This is a genomic window from Maricaulis sp. ABE4_448 (assembly GCF_056160825.1).
This window is the reverse complement of record NZ_JBSWXX010000002.1, coordinates 439367-459367: the sequence shown is the minus strand read 5'-3', so window position 1 is coordinate 459367 and position 20001 is coordinate 439367. Positions and strand designations below refer to the sequence as shown.

17 protein-coding genes are annotated in these 20001 nt (G+C 65.0%); 6 read left to right on the top strand and 11 right to left on the bottom strand.

The annotated features are described in order from the left end of the window. Positions 1–30 precede the first annotated feature (30 nt). On the top strand, positions 31–2904 hold the full coding sequence (uvrA, locus tag ACXAJV_RS08665; RefSeq protein ID WP_475084261.1) for an excinuclease ABC subunit UvrA: 2874 nt from the start codon (positions 31–33) through the stop codon (positions 2902–2904). A gap of 12 nt (positions 2905–2916) precedes the next feature. Here uvrA and ACXAJV_RS08660 read toward each other — a convergent pair whose 3' ends face one another. The 4 genes from ACXAJV_RS08660 to ACXAJV_RS08645 form a co-directional block, all read right to left on the bottom strand. Further along, positions 2917–3549 (bottom strand): exopolysaccharide biosynthesis protein, encoded by a 633-nt coding sequence (locus ACXAJV_RS08660; protein WP_475084260.1) that lies wholly within the window; start codon positions 3547–3549, stop codon positions 2917–2919. 48 nt (positions 3550–3597) lie between these two features. Continuing rightward, positions 3598–4506: a hypothetical protein gene (locus tag ACXAJV_RS08655; protein WP_475084258.1), complete on the bottom strand. Its 909-nt coding sequence runs from the start codon at positions 4504–4506 to the stop codon at positions 3598–3600. 52 nt (positions 4507–4558) lie between these two features. Next, positions 4559–5608 carry a hypothetical protein gene (locus tag ACXAJV_RS08650; protein ID WP_475084255.1) on the bottom strand — a complete coding sequence of 350 codons (1050 nt, stop codon included), beginning with the start codon at positions 5606–5608 and terminating at the stop codon, positions 4559–4561. Positions 5609–5709: 101 nt separating this feature from the next. Next, entirely contained in the window at positions 5710–6606 is an 897-nt protein-coding gene (locus ACXAJV_RS08645) for a hypothetical protein (protein WP_475084253.1), read from the bottom strand. Between the two features lie 214 nt (positions 6607–6820). Between ACXAJV_RS08645 and ACXAJV_RS08640 the strand changes: the two genes are divergently transcribed. After that, positions 6821–8023, top strand: coding sequence for a YjgN family protein (locus tag ACXAJV_RS08640; protein WP_475084250.1), 1203 nt, complete (start codon positions 6821–6823; stop codon positions 8021–8023). Next, entirely contained in the window at positions 8013–9302 is a 1290-nt protein-coding gene (locus ACXAJV_RS08635; RefSeq protein WP_475084248.1) for a M48 family metallopeptidase, read from the top strand. Before ACXAJV_RS08640 ends, ACXAJV_RS08635 begins: the two co-directional genes overlap by 11 nt. A 24-nt stretch (positions 9303–9326) precedes the next feature. On the opposite strand, the gene ACXAJV_RS08630 is transcribed toward ACXAJV_RS08635, so the two are convergent. Next, on the bottom strand, positions 9327–10478 hold the full coding sequence (locus ACXAJV_RS08630) for an energy transducer TonB (RefSeq protein WP_475084246.1): 1152 nt from the start codon (positions 10476–10478) through the stop codon (positions 9327–9329). Between the two features lie 99 nt (positions 10479–10577). On the opposite strand from ACXAJV_RS08630, the gene trmFO reads away from it, so the two are divergent. Next, the gene (trmFO, locus tag ACXAJV_RS08625) at positions 10578–11984 is read left to right on the top strand and encodes a methylenetetrahydrofolate--tRNA-(uracil(54)-C(5))-methyltransferase (FADH(2)-oxidizing) TrmFO (protein ID WP_475084245.1); all 1407 of its coding nucleotides are present in this window, start codon (positions 10578–10580) and stop codon (positions 11982–11984) included. Positions 11985–12008: 24 nt separating this feature from the next. Here the strand turns inward: trmFO and ACXAJV_RS08620 are convergent, their stop codons facing one another. Beyond that, the gene (locus tag ACXAJV_RS08620; RefSeq protein WP_475084242.1) at positions 12009–12704 is read right to left on the bottom strand and encodes an SDR family oxidoreductase; all 696 of its coding nucleotides are present in this window, start codon (positions 12702–12704) and stop codon (positions 12009–12011) included. Positions 12705–12790: 86 nt separating this feature from the next. After that, positions 12791–13606 carry a squalene/phytoene synthase family protein gene (locus ACXAJV_RS08615; protein ID WP_475084239.1) on the bottom strand — a complete coding sequence of 272 codons (816 nt, stop codon included), beginning with the start codon at positions 13604–13606 and terminating at the stop codon, positions 12791–12793. A gap of 107 nt (positions 13607–13713) precedes the next feature. Between ACXAJV_RS08615 and ACXAJV_RS08610 the strand changes: the two genes are divergently transcribed. Continuing rightward, complete coding sequence (locus tag ACXAJV_RS08610) at positions 13714–14316, top strand: superoxide dismutase (RefSeq protein ID WP_348506954.1); 603 nt, start codon at positions 13714–13716, stop codon at positions 14314–14316. 96 nt (positions 14317–14412) lie between these two features. Next, on the top strand, positions 14413–15681 hold the full coding sequence (locus ACXAJV_RS08605) for a serine hydrolase domain-containing protein (protein WP_475084237.1): 1269 nt from the start codon (positions 14413–14415) through the stop codon (positions 15679–15681). A 171-nt stretch (positions 15682–15852) separates the two neighbouring features. Here ACXAJV_RS08605 and secF read toward each other — a convergent pair whose 3' ends face one another. The 4 genes from secF to ACXAJV_RS08585 all read right to left on the bottom strand — a co-directional run bounded on the left by secF (position 15853) and on the right by ACXAJV_RS08585 (position 19874). Continuing rightward, complete coding sequence (gene secF / locus ACXAJV_RS08600; RefSeq protein WP_475084235.1) at positions 15853–16806, bottom strand: protein translocase subunit SecF; 954 nt, start codon at positions 16804–16806, stop codon at positions 15853–15855. 11 nt (positions 16807–16817) lie between these two features. Next, complete coding sequence (gene secD / locus ACXAJV_RS08595; protein ID WP_475084233.1) at positions 16818–18473, bottom strand: protein translocase subunit SecD; 1656 nt, start codon at positions 18471–18473, stop codon at positions 16818–16820. A 35-nt stretch (positions 18474–18508) separates the two neighbouring features. Beyond that, entirely contained in the window at positions 18509–18811 is a 303-nt protein-coding gene (gene yajC, locus ACXAJV_RS08590) for a preprotein translocase subunit YajC (protein ID WP_475084231.1), read from the bottom strand. A gap of 136 nt (positions 18812–18947) precedes the next feature. Beyond that, positions 18948–19874 carry a peptidoglycan DD-metalloendopeptidase family protein gene (locus ACXAJV_RS08585; RefSeq protein ID WP_475084229.1) on the bottom strand — a complete coding sequence of 309 codons (927 nt, stop codon included), beginning with the start codon at positions 19872–19874 and terminating at the stop codon, positions 18948–18950. Between the last annotated feature and the right edge of the window lie 127 nt (positions 19875–20001).

Genomic DNA, 20001 nt, shown 5'->3' with positions numbered 1-20001 from the left:
ACTTCGGTTCAAACGGGATTCAGCTCGGTCATGGCGCTCGACAAAATCCGCGTGCAGGGCGCACGCGAGCACAATCTGAAGAATGTTTCCGTCGAGCTGCCGCGTGACAGCCTGATCGTGTTCACGGGCCTGTCGGGCTCGGGCAAGTCCTCGCTCGCCTTCGACACGATCTATGCCGAGGGCCAGCGACGCTATGTGGAAAGTCTGTCGGCCTATGCGCGCCAATTCCTGGAGCTGATGGCCAAGCCGGACATGGACTCGATCGAGGGTCTGTCTCCGGCCATCTCCATCGAGCAGAAGACGACCTCGAAGAACCCGCGCTCCACCGTCGGCACGGTGACCGAGATCTACGACTATATGCGCCTGTTGTGGGCGCGCGTCGGCGTGCCCTATTCGCCCGCCACCGGCCTGCCCATCGAGAGCCAGACGGTGAGCCAGATGGTCGACCGGTTGATGGCGCTCGACGATGGCAGCCGCCTCTATCTGCTGGCGCCCGTCGTGCGCGGCCGCAAGGGTGAATACCGCAAGGAATTCGCCGAATGGCTGAAGGCCGGCTTCCAGCGCGTGAAGGTGGATGGCGAGTTCTACACGCTCGAGGAGGTCCCCGCGCTCGACAAGAAGTTCAAGCACGATATCGACGTTGTGGTGGACCGGGTGGTGATCAAGGAGGGCCTTGAAAGCCGCCTCGCCGACAGTCTGGAAACCGCGCTACGCTTGGCCGACGGTATTGCCGTGGCCGAGTCGGCCGACCGAACCGACGAGAAGGGCAAGGCCGAGCGCATGATCTTCTCGGAGAAGTTCGCCTGCCCGGTCTCCGGTTTCACCATCGAGGAGATCGAGCCGCGCCTCTTCTCTTTCAACAATCCGGTCGGCGCCTGCCCGACCTGCGACGGGCTCGGCCAGTCGCTGAAGTTCGACGAGAATCTCGTCGTACCCGACGGCGACAAGCCCTTGTCCGACGGTGCCATAGCGCCCTGGAGCCGGGCGACCTCGAAACTCTACCAGCAGACGCTGCAGGCGCTGGCCGGCCATTTCGGCGGCGACATGTTCACGCCCTGGCGCGACTTGCCGGAGGATTTCCGCAAGGTCGTGCTGTGGGGCACGAAGGAAGACGTCACCTTCGTCTATGAGGACGGGCTTCGGAAATTCGAGACGAAAAAGCCCTTCGAGGGCGTGATCCCCAACCTGCAGCGGCGCTGGCGCGAGACGGACAGTAGCTGGGTGCGCGAGGATCTCGCCCGCTTCCAGTCCTCCCAGCCCTGCGAGACCTGTGGCGGCCGGCGCCTGAAGCCGGAAGCGCTGAGCGTGAAGATCGACGGCCAGGACATTTCCGACGCCTCGAAACTCTCCATCCGCAAGGCTGAAGAATGGTTCACCGCGGTCTATGAGACACTGTCGCCGAAGGACAAGCAGATCGCCGAGCGCATCCTCAAGGAGATCCGCGAACGCCTGAAATTCCTGGTCGATGTGGGTCTGGACTATCTCACCCTCGACCGTGCCTCGGGCACGCTGTCGGGCGGGGAAAGCCAGCGCATCCGCCTGGCCAGCCAGATCGGCTCGGGCCTGACCGGCGTGCTCTACGTGCTCGACGAGCCCTCCATCGGCCTGCACCAGCGCGACAATACCCGCCTCTTGGAAAGCCTGCAGGGGCTGCGCGATCTGGGCAATACGGTCATCATCGTCGAGCATGACGAGGAAGCCATCCTGACCGCCGATTATGTCGTCGATCTGGGTCCCGCAGCCGGTGTGCATGGCGGTGAAATCGTCGCCGAGGGCACGCCCAAGGAAGTCATGGCCAATCCGAAAAGCCTGACCGGCCAGTATCTTGCCGGCACGCGCCGTATCGAAGTGCCGGAGAAGCGCCGCAAGATCGACAGGAAGCGCACGGTGAAAGTCGTCGGCGCGACGGGCAATAATCTCAAGGGCGTGGATGCGGAATTCCCGCTCGGCGTGATGACCTGTGTCACCGGCGTGTCCGGCGGCGGCAAGTCCACCCTCACCATCGAGACCTTCTACAAGGCGGCGGCCCGCAAGCTCCAGAAAGCCCAGCAGGTTCCCGCCCCGCACGACCGCGTCGAGGGGCTCGACCGGCTCGACAAGGTCATCGATATCGACCAGTCGCCGATCGGCCGCACACCGCGCTCCAATCCGGCAACCTATACCGGCGCCTTCACGCCGATCCGGGAATGGTTCGCGCAATTGCCCGAAGCCAAGACCCGCGGCTACAAGCCCGGCCGCTTCTCCTTCAATGTGAAGGGCGGGCGCTGCGAGGCCTGCCAGGGCGATGGCGTGGTGAAGATCGAGATGCACTTCCTGCCCGACGTCTTCGTCCCCTGCGATGTGTGCCACGGCAAACGCTTCAACCGCGAAACGCTGGAAGTGCAGTTCAAGGGCAAGTCGATCGCCGATGTGCTGGACATGACGGTCGAGGAAGGCGCCGACTTCTTCAAGGCCGTGCCGGCCGTGCGTGACAAGATGGAAACGCTCAAACGCGTCGGCCTGGGCTATGTGAAGATCGGCCAGCCGGCCACCCAGCTCTCCGGCGGCGAGGCCCAGCGGGTCAAGCTCTCCAAGGAGCTCTCCAAGCGCGCCACCGGCAAGACGCTCTACATTCTCGACGAGCCCACCACGGGCCTGCATTTCGAGGATGTCCGCAAACTGCTCGAAGTGCTGCACGAGCTCGTCGATGCGGGCAATTCCGTCGTGGTGATCGAGCATAATCTCGACGTCATCAAGACCGCCGACTGGCTGCTCGATCTGGGCCCGGAAGGCGGCGACGGCGGCGGCGAGATTGTCGCCCAGGGCACGCCGGAAGACGTCGCCAGGGTCGAGGCCAGCTGGACCGGCCGCTACCTCGCCCCGATGCTGGAACGCGACAGGGAGTTGCGGGCAAAGGCGGGGTAGGCGCAGGGCGCCCTACCCCACGATCAGCCAGACCGCCCACAGCGCGCTGGCCGAGGCCAGCGCGCCGAGCACCAGGACCAGGCCATCGCGCACGGTCAGGCCGGCGGCCATGATGACAATACCCAGGGCGGGCACGACCACGCCGCCCGGCACGATCGAGGCGGCGAACATGGCCACCGACATCACCACGCACAGCGCGGCGAACCCCATCGTCCAGGGCCAGTCGAACAGGATGTGAAAGCGCGGCTCGATCACCTGGTCGACCCGGCGCAGCCAGGGCCGCACCCAGTCGACGCCGCGCCGGAAGGCGTCGGCGGAGACCTCGAACCGCCGGATGCGCTGCGGCAGCCAGAGCCGGCGGGAATTGGCGAGGAAGTGCAGCGAGATCAGCAGGGTCAGCCCGGACATCGCCCAGGTGACGCCCGGCAGCATGCCGATGACGGGCATGATCGAGACCAGCGCCGGCAGAAGGAGAAGCGGCCCGAAGGAGCGCTTCTCCAGGGCATCGAGGATTTCGCCCAGCGTGATGGCGCTGCCATCGGCCGCGGCCGCGAGTTCGTTGAACAGGGCTTCCAGCTTCTGCGGGCCGTCCGCATCAGCGTCTGGTGCATCACCGGAAGGACCGGACTGTTCGGTGTCTGTCATTCCGCTTCGCCTCGCATCCTGCCGTCAGGCCGCGCGCGGCGGCCGGGATCAGGATGCCGCGCCGTCGCGCATACGCAAGAGCGCATCGTCAGCCACCGGCTCGCGCTCCTGCAGCGCGTCCCAGCGCGCGATGTAGGCGGAATAGCCGTATGAGACGATGCTGGCGGCGAGCGAGAAGACGACCATCAGGGCCCATCGCAGCATGCCGGCCGAATCCGGCGACACCCAGAGCGCGGTGACCGCGCCCAGATCGCTCGGTCCGATCAGGTCGAACCGCTTGGTGACGCTGCTGAACGGCGCGAACTCGGTCATGGCAGCGACAATCACCAGCGCGAGCAGGGCGGGCCAGAAGATGCCCCGTGTCACCGGCCAGACGTCCGTCCCCCAGACACGCCTGTCGCGGATGCTAAGCGCCGGCAAGGCCCACAGCCTGACACTCACCCAGGCGAACGCCGCCAGCAGGACCGCAATGGCAACCTCGTCAGGAAGCGTAATGTCCGACACGAACTCGACCAGAGAAACCATTGCCCACACCGACAGAACGGCGACGGCCAGGACAGCCCCCAGGATCAGCGCGTGGACAACAAGGCTCAGCGTCAGCCGCCCTTCATCGGCGCCCAGCCGGAAGGGAAAGGCGTGGACCTCTCCGCGAACCAGAAACCGCAGCCAGGCCGCGCTGATCGAGATATAGCCCGCCCACACAGCCAGAATCAGGCACAGCGCGATGGCGGTATCGGCCACACGCAGGTCTTCCATCCGCTGCGGGAGGCCGGATTCCGCGAGGCCGGATGCGCCGTAGACGGTGAACACCCCGCCAGCCAGGAGCGTTGCGAGCAAAGCGCTGGCCAGGAAAAGGAGGGCCGCCGCCACAGGCCGGCGCACCATCTGCAGGGGCCCATGAAAAGCGGCGGCAAACGGGTTGAAGGCCTTCGAGGTCACGCCGTCATCTCCAGACATCCTGAGCGAGAATGACTCCGGAAAACAATCTATCAGCGCAACCCCTTCGCCGCTAGCCCTCGCGGGGCGAGGCGCCCATCGGGTGATCCTGGTCCAGCACGGTGCGGTCGTCGGCACTGCCCTCTTCGCCGACACGCCGGGCGTTATAGGCCGCCACGCCGTGCCACATGCCTTCCCAGACGATCTGCATCAGATAGCTGAGCACGAAGCCCAGCCCGATCATGCCGATCGTGACCGGATTGGCGAAGACGCTGGAAATCGCATCAATCACCTGCTGCGGGTCGGCCTGGGCGCCCGAGGCCTCGAGCGCGATGAACTCCATCAGCACCGGGAAGAGCGCACCCAGGAAGGCCAGCTGGATCACGCCGCCGATGATGGAGGACAGGATGAAGACCATCACCGCGACCGCGATATAGGAGACCAGCATGTGCCAGAAGACACCACGCGTCGCCGTCCAGCTCTCGAAGAAGCGGAAGCGCGACTGGTGCACGGTCAGCGCCGGGGCGCAGGCCATACGCACGGCGATCACCAGCGCGGCGATCAGCAATACCAGCACGATCAGCGCAACGATCAGGCCGCCGGCCGCACCGGTGAAGACATTGGCATCCTTGCCGCCCGCTGCCACGCCGGCCCCGACGACCGAGATCGCAAAGAAGATCGTGAAGCCGAAATAGAGCACAACACCCATGACCCAGTAGAGAATGTTCACGCCCAGCAGGCGGAACTCGTCACCACCCAGGCGGAAGGGCAGGCCCGGCTTGATCTCGCCGCGGGTGAGAAAACGCAGCCAGGCCGCCTGGCTCATCAGCGCCAGAGCAATCCCCGCCAGCGCCATGAAGGGGGCAAACCCCATGATCGGCATCACCATGCCGAAGGCACGCCGTACCGCCTCCTCGTCGCTGAGCTGTCCGGCCTCGTCGAGAATGATGAGCTGGGAGAGATTGTCCCAGACGGGAATGAGCAAACTCACCCCCGCGGCAAACAACAAACCGACCAGCACGGTCTGGCAGATCATGATCCACAGCGCACCGCCCGGATTCTCGCCAAACCGCTTGAAGAAATGGAAGATGGCATTGCCGATATCGAATGCGCGTACCGTCATGAGAGCCCCCTGCTGGCCGTTTCCCTGTCCGCTGTCATCATGACGGATCGCGAGGAACAGGCCAGAGGGAAAACGCGCGCTGATGTCCCGGCGGCCACCCGCTAGGCGGCCGCCGTGCGCGTGCGTTTCTGGTAGAGATAGGCGTAGAGCCCCGACATCACCGGATAATTGAGCCCGACGAACAGGCCGAGCCACAGCCCGTACTCGCGCACCCGGGCCAGGCCCGGCGTCCCGGTCATCTCCGGCGGTATCGACGCCGAGACGTCGATCAGGCGATGCCCCAGCATAGTGCTGAGAAGCTCATAGAGCGCCAGTTCGCACAGGGTCAGCGGCAGGCCGGCGAGCAGCAGCGTGGCCGCAATACGCCAGCCATTCCTGTCACTCAGCGGCCAGGCCTTCATCACCTGGATCCGGCCGGTGGCAATTGTCGCCGGCAGGGCCAGCACGAGGCGCGCCGCCAGCCAGGTGACGATGGCCAGGCCAGCGATACCGGCCGCGATGACAACAACCCAGTCCGATGTGCCCATGTATTGCGTTGCGCCGGCGACATCGAAGCCGGACGCTTCCGGATCGATCCCGGCACGTTCCAGCGCGCCCATGGTCACCGTTCCGAACAGCGTGCCCCAGAACAGGAAGACCAGCACGAAGACGATCACGACGAGGAAACCGGTCAGGAGGTAAACAGCGAACAGCCGCAACTCCTCGCGCCCCAGCTGCAGCCCCAGCCAGCCGGGCATCTCGCCGCGCACGGCGAGGCGCAGCGATGCCGCCGAGAGCGCCACGCTCGCCACGACGGTCGCCAGTGACAACACCCACGCCACAAGGCCCAGCGCCGACGGCTCGTTGCCCGCAGCCGTCATCGGCATCAGGGCGAGTTGCGCCGCATAGGCCGCCGTGTAGGGGATGGCCGCAATCAGGATCTTGCGCCAGTGCACCAGGAAGAAGGCATAGGCGGCGAAAACACTGCGCAGGACGGGAACGGATGTCGGAGACGGCATGGGCGGCTCGGCAGGCTGGAAGGGCAGAACCGTTGATCTAGCGCAGTTCGGCAGAAAAGGGCAGCAGCAGCCCCGCGCCTTCTACAGCGCACGTCGCGCAGACCGCTATGTGGAGTTGCTCTTGCGTCCGATCCACTTTGACATTGACGCGTCATGTCCGCGGGCTAACGTCCCATTCGGGAACCGGGATTTCTGATCGACCCAGGGGGACAGCATGTCAGACGAAACCACACCGGCCGGCAGCGGCGGTGAGCCCGGCGCGCCGGAAAACGCGCCCGCCGGACCTGCCACCGAAAACCCGGCCACTGAAACGGCCGGAAGCGGCGGCGAGCGCCTGGTCTTTGCCCAGAACGGCACGGTGGGCGGCATCCTGCCGATCACCCTCCTGAACGCACTCCTGAACATTGTCACCCTGACCCTGTGGCGTTTCTGGGGGCGTACGCGGGTGCGGCGCTATATGTGGTCGACGACGACGATCAACGGCACGCCGATGGAATACACCGGCTCCGGCTGGGAGCTGTTCCGCTCCTTCATCGTCGTGATGGTGCTGATCTTCCTGCCGGTCTACGCCGTGATGTTCGCCGGCCAGCTCCTGTTGCCGCCGGAAACATTCTTGCTGGTCTTCGGCCTCGCCTACATCCCGATCCTGATCTTCTTTTCCTGGCTGCTCGGGCTCGCCGTCTGGATCGCCCGCCGCTACCGGCTGAGCCGGACCACCTGGCGTGGCATCCGCTTCGGCCAGGCCGGCTCGGCCAATACCTATGCCTGGGCCTCGGTGGGCTATGGTCTGCTGAGCGGGATCACGCTGGGCTGGTACGCCCCGGCAGCCGAGATGCGCCTCACCCGCCGGCTGTGGCGCGAGACCTTCTTCGGCGACCGCAAGTTCGAGATCCTGCAGGGCGATGAGGGCCTGGCCGGGCCGCTCTACCCCACCTTTGCGCTGGCCTGGTTCGCCGGCGTCATCGGCTATATCGGCTTCATCGCGGGCTACATGTACGTGCTGTTCGGCGGCTTCGGGAACATGGGCGACACAATACCCACGCCCGACGTCATGATGCTGGTCAAGATCTACGGCCTGGCAATCGCCTACGTACTGTTTGTGGGGCTTGCGAGCCTGCCCTATGCCGCCGCCGTGATGCGGCGCAAGGCGCAGATCCTGGGCCTGGAAAACCTCACCTTCCGCCTCGACGCCAGATCGCTCAGCCTGGGCTGGATTTTCATCACGAATTTCCTGATCGTCACGCTGACCTTGGGTTTCGGCCTGCCTGTCGCCCAGCTGCGCCTGTGGCGCTATATCTTCAAACGCCTGGACGCTGAGGGCGAAATCGACATCGAGGCCGTGCGCCAGAATGCCGATCGCGGCCCCAAGGCCGGCGAGGGACTGGCAGACGCATTCGATATCGGCAATGTCATCTAGTACGCCCACACCCGGCCGGCCGGCCCTGGCCGGCACCTATGCCGACGGCGAGAGCGCCAGGCTTCACGCGGTGACGGTAACGCTCGACGCAGACACCCTCGCCCTCGATGGCGAGGGTGTCGCCGTGCGCTGGAAGGTGCCCCAACTGCACCGCCTGCCCGACCGGCCGGACGGCGCCGCCGTCATCAGCGAAAAAGGGTCCGATGCCCGGCTGTGGATCGCCCCGGGCGACCGGGACGTATTGCGCACCTGGTTCCCGAAACTCTTCGCACCGGGCCGGACCCGGCGCGGCACACTCATCCTGGGCGCGGCGCTCACCGGCATTGCCGTCGCCAGCCTCGCCTTCCTGTTTGTCGGCCTGCCCCTCCTGTCGCACCCGCTCGCCCACGCCGTACCGCTGGACGTGGAACGCCGCATGGGCGACCAGACCAACCAGATGGTCGCCTGGTTCACCGACGAATGCGAAGCCGGGGAAGAAGCCCGGGCGGCGCTCGACAGCCTGGCCTCACGGCTCCACGCCGTGTCCGGCTCGCCCTTCGAATTCCGCCTGCGCATTGTCGATGCCGGCTTCCCCAATGCCTTTGCCCTGCCCGGCGGCCATATCCTGGTCACTGACGAGCTGATCGACGAGATGGAAAGCCCGGACGAGCTGGCCGGTGTGCTGGCCCACGAAGCCGCCCATGTCGCCCAGCGTCACGTCATGGCGGCGCAGCTTCGCGAGATGGGATTCGGCGTGTTGCTGGAATTCATGATCGGCGGCGGTTCCGGCGCCGGACAGGAAATCGCGCGCACCGGCGCGACGCTGGAAAGCCTGCGCCATACCCGCGGCGCGGAAAGCGAAGCCGACGATTATGCGCTGCAATACCTCGTCGCCGCCGACATGAACCCGCATGGGCTCGCCGATTTCTTCGAGCGCATGCAGACGGTGCTGGAAGGCGAAGCGGAGGCTGAAGCTGAGGATGCCGGAGACGATGCCGACACGCCGGACGAGGCGATGTCCGAGCCCTCAGCGAACACCGGTGAGGCGCGCAATGATCGCTGGCTGAGCAGCGTGCTGCGCACCCATCCCGACACCCGGGCCCGCGCAGAACGGGCCCGCGCCGCCGCCGAACAGATCGGCTGGTCCGGCGAGCCCGCACTCGACGAAGCCCAATGGGCGGCGCTCCAGGCTGTCTGCTCCGATGGCCCCATCCCCGACAACACGTCCCTCGACCGCGTCCGCGACCGTATCGAAGACGCGCTCAGATCGGGCGAGGATGGCGAGGATGCAGGGGAATAATTCAGCGGGCTGAGACCCGGTCTGTTAGCGCATCATGAAGGTGAAGCAGACGGACACGCCATCGCGCCGAACCGGAACACCATCCTGTGTTGCCGGCGCGTAGGTCCAGTCTTCCATCGCGCTGAGAACCGCCTCGTCAAACAGTCCGCCCGGAACAGACGCCCGGATCTGCGGATCGACGACGCGGCCGGTTTCATCAACCGCGAACTCGACGATGATCACGCCTTCCATCCCGTCTGCCTCAGCACGTCTGGGATAGCGTGGTTCCGCCCGCTCTATCGGCTCTGCATCGATCCGGCCCGGCGGAAGGTCGGGCTCTTCATCATCGCTCTCGGACATGTATCGCGACTGATGAATCGGGTCCGCTTCCAGGTGGGCGTCGACCCGCGATGCGCGGTGCCCGGCACGGCTGGCCGCCAGCAGGCGGAGCGCGCTTGCGTTGTAGATGAGCCTTTCAAGCTCCTCGGTATCGGCCTCCTCCTGGTCTCGCGCGACGTCCATCGCCATGTGGAAATGATAGGCGGCCTCGACATTGTCACTCCGGACCAGCCTTGAAATACCGGCCACATAGTGTGCATTGGCGAATGCCGCGTCCGGGACGCCCCCGCGCGCGACCTGCAGCGCAATCAGGGCCTCGGCCGGCTCCAGCGCCCGCCGGGCCTGCCCCGTGCTCAATGCCAGGCGTGCATTGAGCGCGTACGCCTCCTCGGCGAAGACCAGCGCATCGCCGTCAATCCGGTCGAGATCCGCGAGCGCCTCGACCGTCTCGCGCGAACACCGGTGCGCATCACGCATGTCCTCGGCCCTGAAGGCATTCACCGCAGCATTGTGCCAGCGCCAGGCCCGTTCCGTCGGGGCCAGCCGCAAACGATCGCCCAGCCGGGCCGCCTCACGCCAGGCGTCGCGCGCCTGTTCGAAACTTCCGCTGACTGCCGCCGCCGAGCCGTAGTTTTCGGCCAGCAGGCCGAGCGTCTCGCGGTCAATATTCTCCGCCTCGCCCGCCTCGTAAGCCCGTCGCGCAGCGTCATGGGCCGCCGCCGCATCTCCGGCCGCCAGGGCGCGTTCGTATTCGACATAGGGTCCGGTGACCGAGGACGGCAGGTCCTGTGCGCTTGCGTAACCAGCGCTCGAACACAAGCACGCGATTACTGCCAGACCAACAAGTTTCAATTGCATCACGCCCCCCTTCGCTCTTGACGAGTTAGGCGCGGGAAGGCGGCCGCGTCAACCGTCCAGCTACCCCGCGCCATTGACTTCGCGCGGTGCGCGCTCGATATGCCGCGCATGACCGATCAAGCGATGAAACCCGTACACGTCGTCGGCGGCGGCATGGCCGGCTCCGAAACCACCTGGCAGCTCGTCAGCCAGGGTGTCCCCGTCATCCTGCACGAAATGCGCGGCGTGAAGGAAACCGACGCCCACAAGACCGATGGTCTGGCCGAACTGGTCTGTTCCAACTCCTTCCGTTCCGACGATCACCGCACCAATGCGGTCGGTCTGTTGCACGAGGAGATGCGGCGTCTCGGCTCGATCATCCTGGAAGAGGGCGACAATAACCGCCTGCCCGCCGGCGGTGCCCTGGCGGTCGATCGCGACGCCTTCTCCCAGGCTGTCACGAAACGCCTGAGCGAGCATCCGCTGGTCACCATCGAACGCGGCGAGATTGCCGGCCTGCCGCCGGAAGACTGGGACAGTGTGATCATCGCCACCGGCCCCCTCACCTCGGACAGCCTGTCCAAGGCCATTCTGGACGAGACCGGCGAAGGCGAGCTGGCCTTCTTCGACGCCATCGCCCCGGTGATCCACCGCGAGAGCATCAGCCTGGAGAAGGCCTGGTTCCAGTCGCGCTACGACAAGGGCGAGACGGAGGCGGAGAAGAAAGCCTATCTCAACTGCCCGATGGACAAGGAGCAGTACGAGGCCTTCATCGACGCGCTGCTCGACGCGCCGAAGACCGAGTTCAAGGAATGGGAAGCCGACACGCCCTATTTCGACGGCTGCCTGCCGATCGAAGTGATGGCCGAACGCGGCCGCGAGACACTGCGCCACGGGCCGATGAAACCGGTCGGGCTGACCAATCCGCACAATCCCACCGTGAAGCCCTGGGCCATCGTGCAATTGCGCCAGGACAATGCCCTGGGCACGCTGTTCAACATGGTCGGCTTCCAGACCAAGATGAAATACGGCGCCCAGACCGATATTTTCCGCATGATCCCCGGCCTGGAAGAGGCCCAGTTCGCGCGCCTCGGCGGTATCCACCGCAACACCTTCCTCAACTCGCCGAAACTGCTCGACAGCCAGCTGCGTCTGAAGTCACAGCCGCGCCTGCGCTTCGCCGGCCAGCTGATCGGCGTGGAAGGGTATGTGGAGAGTGCCGCTATGGGGCTGCTGGCGGGGCGCTATGCTGCCGCTATGCGACACGGACGTCAGCTCGATGCACCGCCAGCGACCACCGCGCTGGGCGCGCTGATCGCTCACGTGACCGGCGGGCATCTGGACGGCGGCAAGGGTTCGTTCCAGCCGATGAACGTCAATTTCGGCCTCTTCCCGCCGATCACCCAGCCCACCCACGACGCCGACGGAAACCGCATCAAGGGCAAGGCCAAGACCCCGGCCCGCAAAATGGCCCTCAGCGCCCGCGCACTGGACGATCTCGCCAGCTGGGTCCGCGACAGCGAATAGTCTGCTCCCGTCTGCCTGTCTGGACTACCAGGGCAGGTCCTGGCCGGAGACGTGGAAGAAACGACCGGACATGGCCGGATTGCCATAGGCGCGGGCGATCAGGTCCAGCTGGCCTTCCACGCTTTCCTGCACCGTCAGCTGGCCATTCGGGCCCCCCATATCCGTGCGCACCCAGCCCGGGTGCAGGATCAGGACAACGATGCCACGGTCCGCCAGATCATGGCTCAACGACTTGCCGATGGCGTTCAGTGCCGCCTTGGACCCACGATAGCCATAACCCCCGCCGGACCCATTGTCGGCAATCGAGCCCATGCGCGAGGATTGCAGCGCGACAACCTTCATCTCCGAAGCGGCCACCTTGTCGGCGAACGCCTCGACCAGGGCCAGCGGCGCGATCGTGTTGACCCGGAATTCCAGCGCCATCGCCTCACCGCCCGCACTGCCGAAGCTGCGGGTTTCCGGCGACATCATGCCGGCATTGGCAAACAGGAGATCGACCGGGCTATCGATTTCGGCGGCCAGTCGTTTCGGCGATTCGAAATCCGTTGCGTCATAGGCGACCACGTCCAGCTTGCCCTCACCCTGCGGCAGGGCTTTCAGCTCGCTGGCCGCGTCCGGATCGCGCACCGCTGCCGTGACATGCCAGCCCCGCTCCAGCAATTGCCGGGCGTGCTCGAGGCCGAGACCGCGATTGGCACCGGTGATGAGGGCGTGAAACATGTCGTCTTCTCCGTTCTTCTCGATTCAGCGCTCCGTGATGAGCCATCCCGTGCGCCGCTTCAACTCTAGTGCTGCAGCCGGAAATGTCACCGTCCCGTCAGGGACAGCCAGGTCAGGCGCAATTGACGCGGCAAAAGCGGCCGTTCCGGCGCGATCAGGTAGGGGTTGTCCGGCAGGGTATCCAGATAGCCGCGCGCCAGAACCGCATAGCCGGTGGCCGGCAGCGCAGCAGCGGGTAAGGGGCCGGCGGCCTCGAGATCGGCCAGAGCCTGCTCGGCGGCGCGGCGCACCGGTATCACGGCGCGCTTCACCTTCTCCTCGCCCAGGCCCTGCGCCAGCATGGCCGGGGTCGCGCCTGCGTCCGACAGATCGTCGCCGCCGACCGGTGCGCGTCCGATCTTCGCACGAACCGGAAAGGCCCGCAGCAGGCCGGTCAGCCCCCAGGCGCGCCCGGCAGCCCGCAGCGTTTCGGGCGCGAGCTCCGCCTCGCACAGACGCAGCGCGAGGGCCATCAGCCGGCCGGCAGTCGCGTCGACATAATCCAGAATCGCATCCACCGACGCATAGGGCCGCGCGGAGATATCGTCGAAACGGGCGTCTATCAGCCCCTGCAGATCCTCAAGGGAAATCATGCCGGTCAGCCCGGCCAGCCCCTCGGTGACGGCGTGGCGGCGCACCTTCGGCGTATCGGCATACAGATCGGCGACCGCGTCATGCCACCATGTCAGCTTCATCTCGCCGATCATGCCTTCCGACGTGGATTCGGCGATCCGTCCGATCTCCTGATTGAAGGCATAAAGAGCGAAAAGGCGTGCGCGCACCTCTGCCGGCGCGAACAGCGCGGCAAGGCGCCGGTCCGGGTCCGAGGATTGCAGCATTTTGTCGAAATCAGTGTCCTGCATGCGACTTACCGGTAGACAGAGCCGCCGGCCACACCATATGTCCGGTCATAGAAAGACGGCCGAAAAGGCCACATAGTGTCCCACCACTGGTCCAACGAGAGGTTCTCATGGCTTTCACCCTGCCCGATCTGCCCTACGCAAAAGATGCGCTGGCCCCCCATATCTCGTCTGAGACGCTGGATTTCCACCATGGCAAACACCACAACGCCTATGTGAACAATCTGAACGGCCTCGTCGAGGGGACCGACATGGCATCCAAGTCGCTCGAGGACATCATCCAGGACACGGCCGGCAAGGCCGACAAGGCCGGCATTTTCAACAATGCCGCCCAGATCTGGAACCATACCTTCTACTGGCAGTCCATGCGCCCCAATGGCGGTGGCGCCCCGACGGGCAAGCTGGCCGAGATGATCGATCGTGATTTCGGCTCGTTCGACGCCTTCAAGGACGCCTTTGCCAAGGCAGGCGCAACGCAGTTCGGCTCCGGCTGGGCCTGGCTGGTCCTGGCTGACGGCAAGCTGGATGTGCGCAAGACGCTGAATGCGGAAACGCCGCTCACCGAAGCCGGTGTCACGCCGCTGCTGACGATGGATGTCTGGGAACACGCCTACTATCTGGACTTCCAGAACCGCCGTCCGGACTACATCTCCACCTTCCTCGATCACCTGGTGAACTGGGAGTTCGCGGCCGAGAACCTCGCCGCTGCCTGATCTGTAATTTCCAGGCGAATTCGGGGTCGCCAACCTGGCGGCCCCGCCCTAACCTCCCCCTCGGTCGATAATCATCATCCCGAGGGGGAGTTTTTAATGGCGTTCCGCACCGCTACCGCCGCGCTGGCCCTTGCCGCTTGCGGCTTCACCGCCCATGCTCAAACTGCCGAAGCGGTATCCGATCCGCGGGCGCTCGGCTTCGATCCTGCCGCCTTCGAAGCGCTGGATGCGCGGCTTGATGCCCTCGCCGCAGAACAGGCCCGGCCGGGCTATGCCGCGATCATCGCGCGCGGCGACCGGATTGCACATATCAGCGAAGCCGGCTTCATCAATATCGAGACTGGCGCCCCCTTCACGATCGACAGCCCGGTCCGCATCGCCTCGATGAGCAAGCCGGTAACGGCGGTGGCGACGATGATGCTCGTCGAAGACGGCACGATCGGGCTGGATGATCCGGTCAGCGATTACATTCCGGCTTTCGCCGATGTCGAGGTCGCCGTCAGCCTGATGGCAGACGAAGCCAGCGAGATACAGACACGGCCTCCCGAGACCGTCATGACGGTCCGCCACCTTCTCACCCACACGTCGGGCCTGGGCTATATCTTCGAGAACCAGAGCGATCTGGGCCGGCTCTACATCGAGAACTCGCTCTATTCCGGCGAAGGCAATCTGGAAGCGCGCATGGAGCAGCTGGCTGCCCTGCCGCTCTACAATGATCCCGGCGATACCTGGCAGTATTCCTACGCCAATGACGTGCTGGGCCGCGTCGTCGAGGTCGCCTCGGGCATGCCGTTCGAAGACTTCATGGAGACCGAGATTTTCGAGCCGCTGGGCATGCACGCGACCGGTTTCTTCTTCGATGATGTCAATTTTGACGAAGCCGACATGTCGCCGCTCTACGTCCATGCCGGGGACGGCGGCCTGGTCGAGCATGCCGAAGGCTTCATGCCGGACTGGGCATCCGGTGGCGGTGGCCTGGTCTCGACGGCCAGCGACTATATCCGCTTTGCGATGATGCTCGCCAATGACGGAGCCCTGGGCGATGTGCGGATCCTGGAGCCGGAAACGCTCGCCCTCATGGCGAGCCCGCAGGTCACGGCTGAACAGCTGGGCGAGGGCTGGCAGGGGCGCAGCTATGGCTTCGGTGTCGATGTGGTCCTGCCGCCGGCCGACGGCGCCAGTCCGGCCGGTGTCCCCGGAGATTTCAGCTGGAGCGGAATGTTCGATACCGACTTTTTCATCAGCCCGGCCACCGATGTCAGCGCTGTGATCATGACGCAGATCCAGCCGGGGCCGCACCGCGCAGAGCCGCGCACCAGCGCCGTCTTCCGCCCGATGGCCTATGCGAGCTTCGCCTTCGACTGACAAATTGCAGGACCGGGCGACGGAGTTTCCGGACAGCGGCGTTGAACAGGCGAGACGGACGCCCCTCCCTGTTCCCCTGTCCGTCTCGCTCACATGTCCCCCCTGACATGTCACAGGGCCCGCCATTGGCGGGCCCTGTTTGTGTCCGGATGATGCGAAAGAGGGGACGCTTTACTGGCCGGAGCTCTCGCCGCTGTCGCGTTGCACCTGGGTGAACAGCAGAAGCGGCGCAGCCACGAAGATCGAGGAATAGGTGCCGATCACGATGCCCCAGATCATCGCGAAGGCGAAGCCTTCCAGCGACGCCCCGCCGATCAGGTAGAGCGAGATCAGCGCCACCAGCGTGGTGGCCGAGGTCAGGATGGTACGCGACAGCGTGTCGTTGATCGACAGGTTGAGCACTTCCGGAAGCGGCATCTTCTTGTACTTGCGAAGATTCTCGCGGATCCGGTCATACACGACCACGGTGTCGTTCATCGAGTAGCCGACAATGGTCAGGATCGCCGCAACCGTAGCCAGGTCGAAGGTCATCTGAGTGACCGAGAACATGCCGACCGTCGCGATGACGTCGTGGACCAGGGCAACGATGGCGCCGACCGAATACTGCCACTCGAACCGGAACCAGATGTAGATCAGCATCAGGAAGAGCGCGACGCCGATCGCGGTAAAACCGGTCACCACCAGCTCGCCCGATACGGCACCGCCGATGACGGTCGTTCCGCGCAGCTGCGCATCCGGGAAGTTCTCGGCAATAGCGGCTTCCAGCGTCTCGCGCGCGGCCTGGTTGGCGCGCTCTGCTTCTGCACCCTCGCCCGGCTGCAGCGGCAAGGCGATCAGGATCGTGTGGCGCGACTCCAGCGAATTGCCGGCCTCCTGGATACGCGGTTCACCGAGCTCAAGCGCCGACACAATAGTCCGCACATCCTCGATCGAGGTTTCCGGTGCTGTTTCCACTTCGGTCTGGATACCGCCGCGGAAATCGATACCGAAATTGATGCCGACATTGGCGAACTCGAACAGCGAGAACAGCAATACGAGCGCCGACAGGCCAAGCGCGATGAAGCGCATGCGGATGAAGGGAACATTGCCGGTGACCGGCAGGTATTTGACGAGAGCAAGCGACATCTCAGCCTCCCTTACAGCGGCAGCGACTTGGGCTTGAACGCCCGAAGCCAGAGAACCGCCAGCAGGCGGGAGAACACGAAGGCGGTGAAGACCGAAGTCACGATGCCGACGCCCAGCGTCACGGCGAAGCCGCGCACCGGTCCCGCACCGAGCATGAACAGCACGGCCGCCGCGATGAAGGTGGTGATGTTGGCGTCGAGGATCGCGGCCAGGGCCCGCTCATAACCGGCCTGGATGGCATTGGCCGGTGTCCGCCCGTGCCGGCTCTCCTCGCGTATGCGTTCGAAGATAAGCACGTTGGCGTCGACCGCCATACCGATCGTCAGGATGATACCGGCGATACCCGGAAGGGTGAGTGTCATGCCCAGCCCGGACAGGCCGCCGAGGATGAGCACCACATTGACCAGCAGGGCCAGCGTCGAAAAGATGCCGAAAATGCCATAGGCGGCCAGCATGAAGACGATCACGGCTGCAAAGCCGATGATGATGGCCAACGTGCCACTCTCGATCTGGTCTTGGCCCAGGCTGGCGCTGACGGTCCGCTGTTCCACAGGCGTGAGCGTGGCGGGCAAGGCGCCGGCATTCAGCAGGATAACCAGCTGCGACGCCGTCTCATAGGTATAGCCACCGCCAATGACCCCGGAACCGCCAAGGATCGGCTCGTTGATGCGCGGCGCCGTGATGATCTCATTGTCCAGCACGATCGCGAACTGGCGCCCGCGATTATTGCGGGTGATGTCGCCAAAGATCAGCGCGCCTTGCGTGTCCAGACGGAAGCCGACCACCGGGCCGACATAGCTGGGATGGTTGGTGACGTTCGACTGGGTGAGGTTCTCACCAGTCAGCAGCTGCCGTGTCTCTACTGCGAGATACTGCACCGGCTGGGTATTGGCGACCGGATAGATCGTCCGTCCCGGCGGCGTACGGGCCTGACCATTCGGTCCCGGATTGATGGTGTTATCAACGAGGTGGAAGCTCAGCGCAGCCTGCGTACCGACCAGATCGATGATTTCCTGCGGATCGTCGGCGCCGGGCACCTGAACCATGACGCGATCGGCGCCGGAACGCGCAATCGTCGGATCGGTCGTGCCCAGACCGTCGAGACGGCGGCGGATAACGGTGATCGACTGGCTCAGTGTGCGCTGGCGGATCGCGGTGAACTGTTCGTCCGTCACGGAAATGCGGATCGCGCTGGGATCCTCGCCATCACGGCGCATGTCGTACATCTGCGCCAGGCCGGGCTGGCCCAGCTCGGTGGTCACCGGGCCGTTCAGTTCGCGCAGGCGTTCGAATGCCTCGTCGCGCTGTTCCTCGCGGATCATCAGCACGACGACCTCCTCGCCCACCACCGCGACGGAACGCGGCAGGAGCGGCGGATCGTTGCGCAGCGTCTGGCGCACATCGGCAGCCAGGCTTTCCAGCTGGGCCGTGCGCACCTCGTTCATGTCAACTTCAAAGACGATGTAGGAACCGCCCTGAAGGTCGAGACCGAGATTGATGGTGCTGCTGGGGATATAGCGCCAGATCCCGCGCGGTTCGCGACTGCCGTCCGCCTCGTTGATCTGGTAGCGCACCGTTTCAGGCACCAGGTTCGGCAGGGTGTACAGCGCCCCGGCAAGAACCACGAGAAAAATGGTGAGGAGTTTCCAGCGCCCGAAATGCAGCATGGCAGCACGGCCTTTTCAGCTAGACGGTCTGAAGGTCAGTCGGACTTGGCGTCGTTGGCCGGCTTGGGCTCGGGACGTCCGCGCACCGTGGCGATAGTCTGGCGAACCACGCGCACTTTCACGCCCTCGGACAGCTCGATCGTGACTTCCTCGTCGGCGACCTTGGAGATCTTGCCGATCAGGCCGCCCTGGGTGATGACTTCGTCACCACGCTTGAGACCTTCCACCATTTCCCGATGCTCCTTGGCACGCTTTTGCTGCGGGCGGATGAGAAGGAAATAGAACACCAGGCCCATGAGGATGAGCATGGGAATCGGAGAGGCGAGAAAGGATTCCATGATAACGCGAAGACCCCGGATTGCTCGGCGACGGGGACCGGCTGGACCACCCGCGCCAGGAAAAGATTAGCGCGGGACTATATCGGTGCAGGGCTGTGTTGCAACAAGGCCTGACTGTAACCTTTCAGACCGGCACTCACTGCAGGTAGTTCATCGGGTCCACGGGATTGACGCCATTGCGGATCTCGAAATGCACCTGCGGCCTGTCGACCGAGCCGGTCGAGCCGGCTTCGGCGATCACCTGCCCCTGGCTGACCTGGTCGCCCTCGCTGACCAACAGCCGCGAATTGTGGGCATAGGCTGTCACGAAACCGTCGGTGTGGCGCACCAGAACGAGCTGGCCATAGCCGGCCAGTTCACTGCCGGCATAAACGACCTGACCCGCCGCCGAAGCACGGACGCTTTCACCGGCTCGTGCCGTGATGTTGATACCGTCATTGCGGCCACCATCGGGCTTGTTGCCGAAGCTGGAGAGGACCGCCCCGCGTACCGGCCAATCAAAACGCGGCGCACCAGAGGCCGCCGGCGGACGGCGTTGCTCGGGCGGCGGTGAAGACGCGGTCGAACGGGAACTGGCGGACGGGTCGCGGCTGGCCAGATTGACCACCGTCGCCCCCTGCGGCAGCCGGATCTGCTGACCGACTTCCAGATTGTAAGGCGCGGAAATACCGTTGTGGGCGGCCAGCTGCTGGAACGGAATGCCGTAGCGCAGGCCGATCCGGTAGAGGTTCTCGCCGCGCTGCACGACATGCATCTGCGGCCGCGGCATCGACAGGACCTGCCCGACATTCAGCGTGTAGGGCCGGTACAGACTGTTGGCTGCCGCCAGCTCCTCCATCGGCACGCTGCACACAACGGCGATCTCGGACAAGGTGTCACCGCGTTGCACGGTATAGGCGCTGCCACAGTCTCGCGGCGTCACCCGTGCCGGCGGCGTCGGACGCGTGTCGGCGCTGGTCGGATAGCGGTTCTCGACCCGTGCCGGTTCGCGCGGCGTCGTCGCGCAGGCGGCGAGCCCCGCACACAGGGCCGCAATCAGGCAAATCAATGTCGAAAGACGCATGGCGAGAATCCAGCTTCTGAAGCGAACCGTCGCCAACAATCCACGACAACGCTTAACCGGCAGTTATCCAAAGCTTCGGTTCAACCCCTGACGGCAACTATTATGGACGCCCCATCGCGAGCGTCCA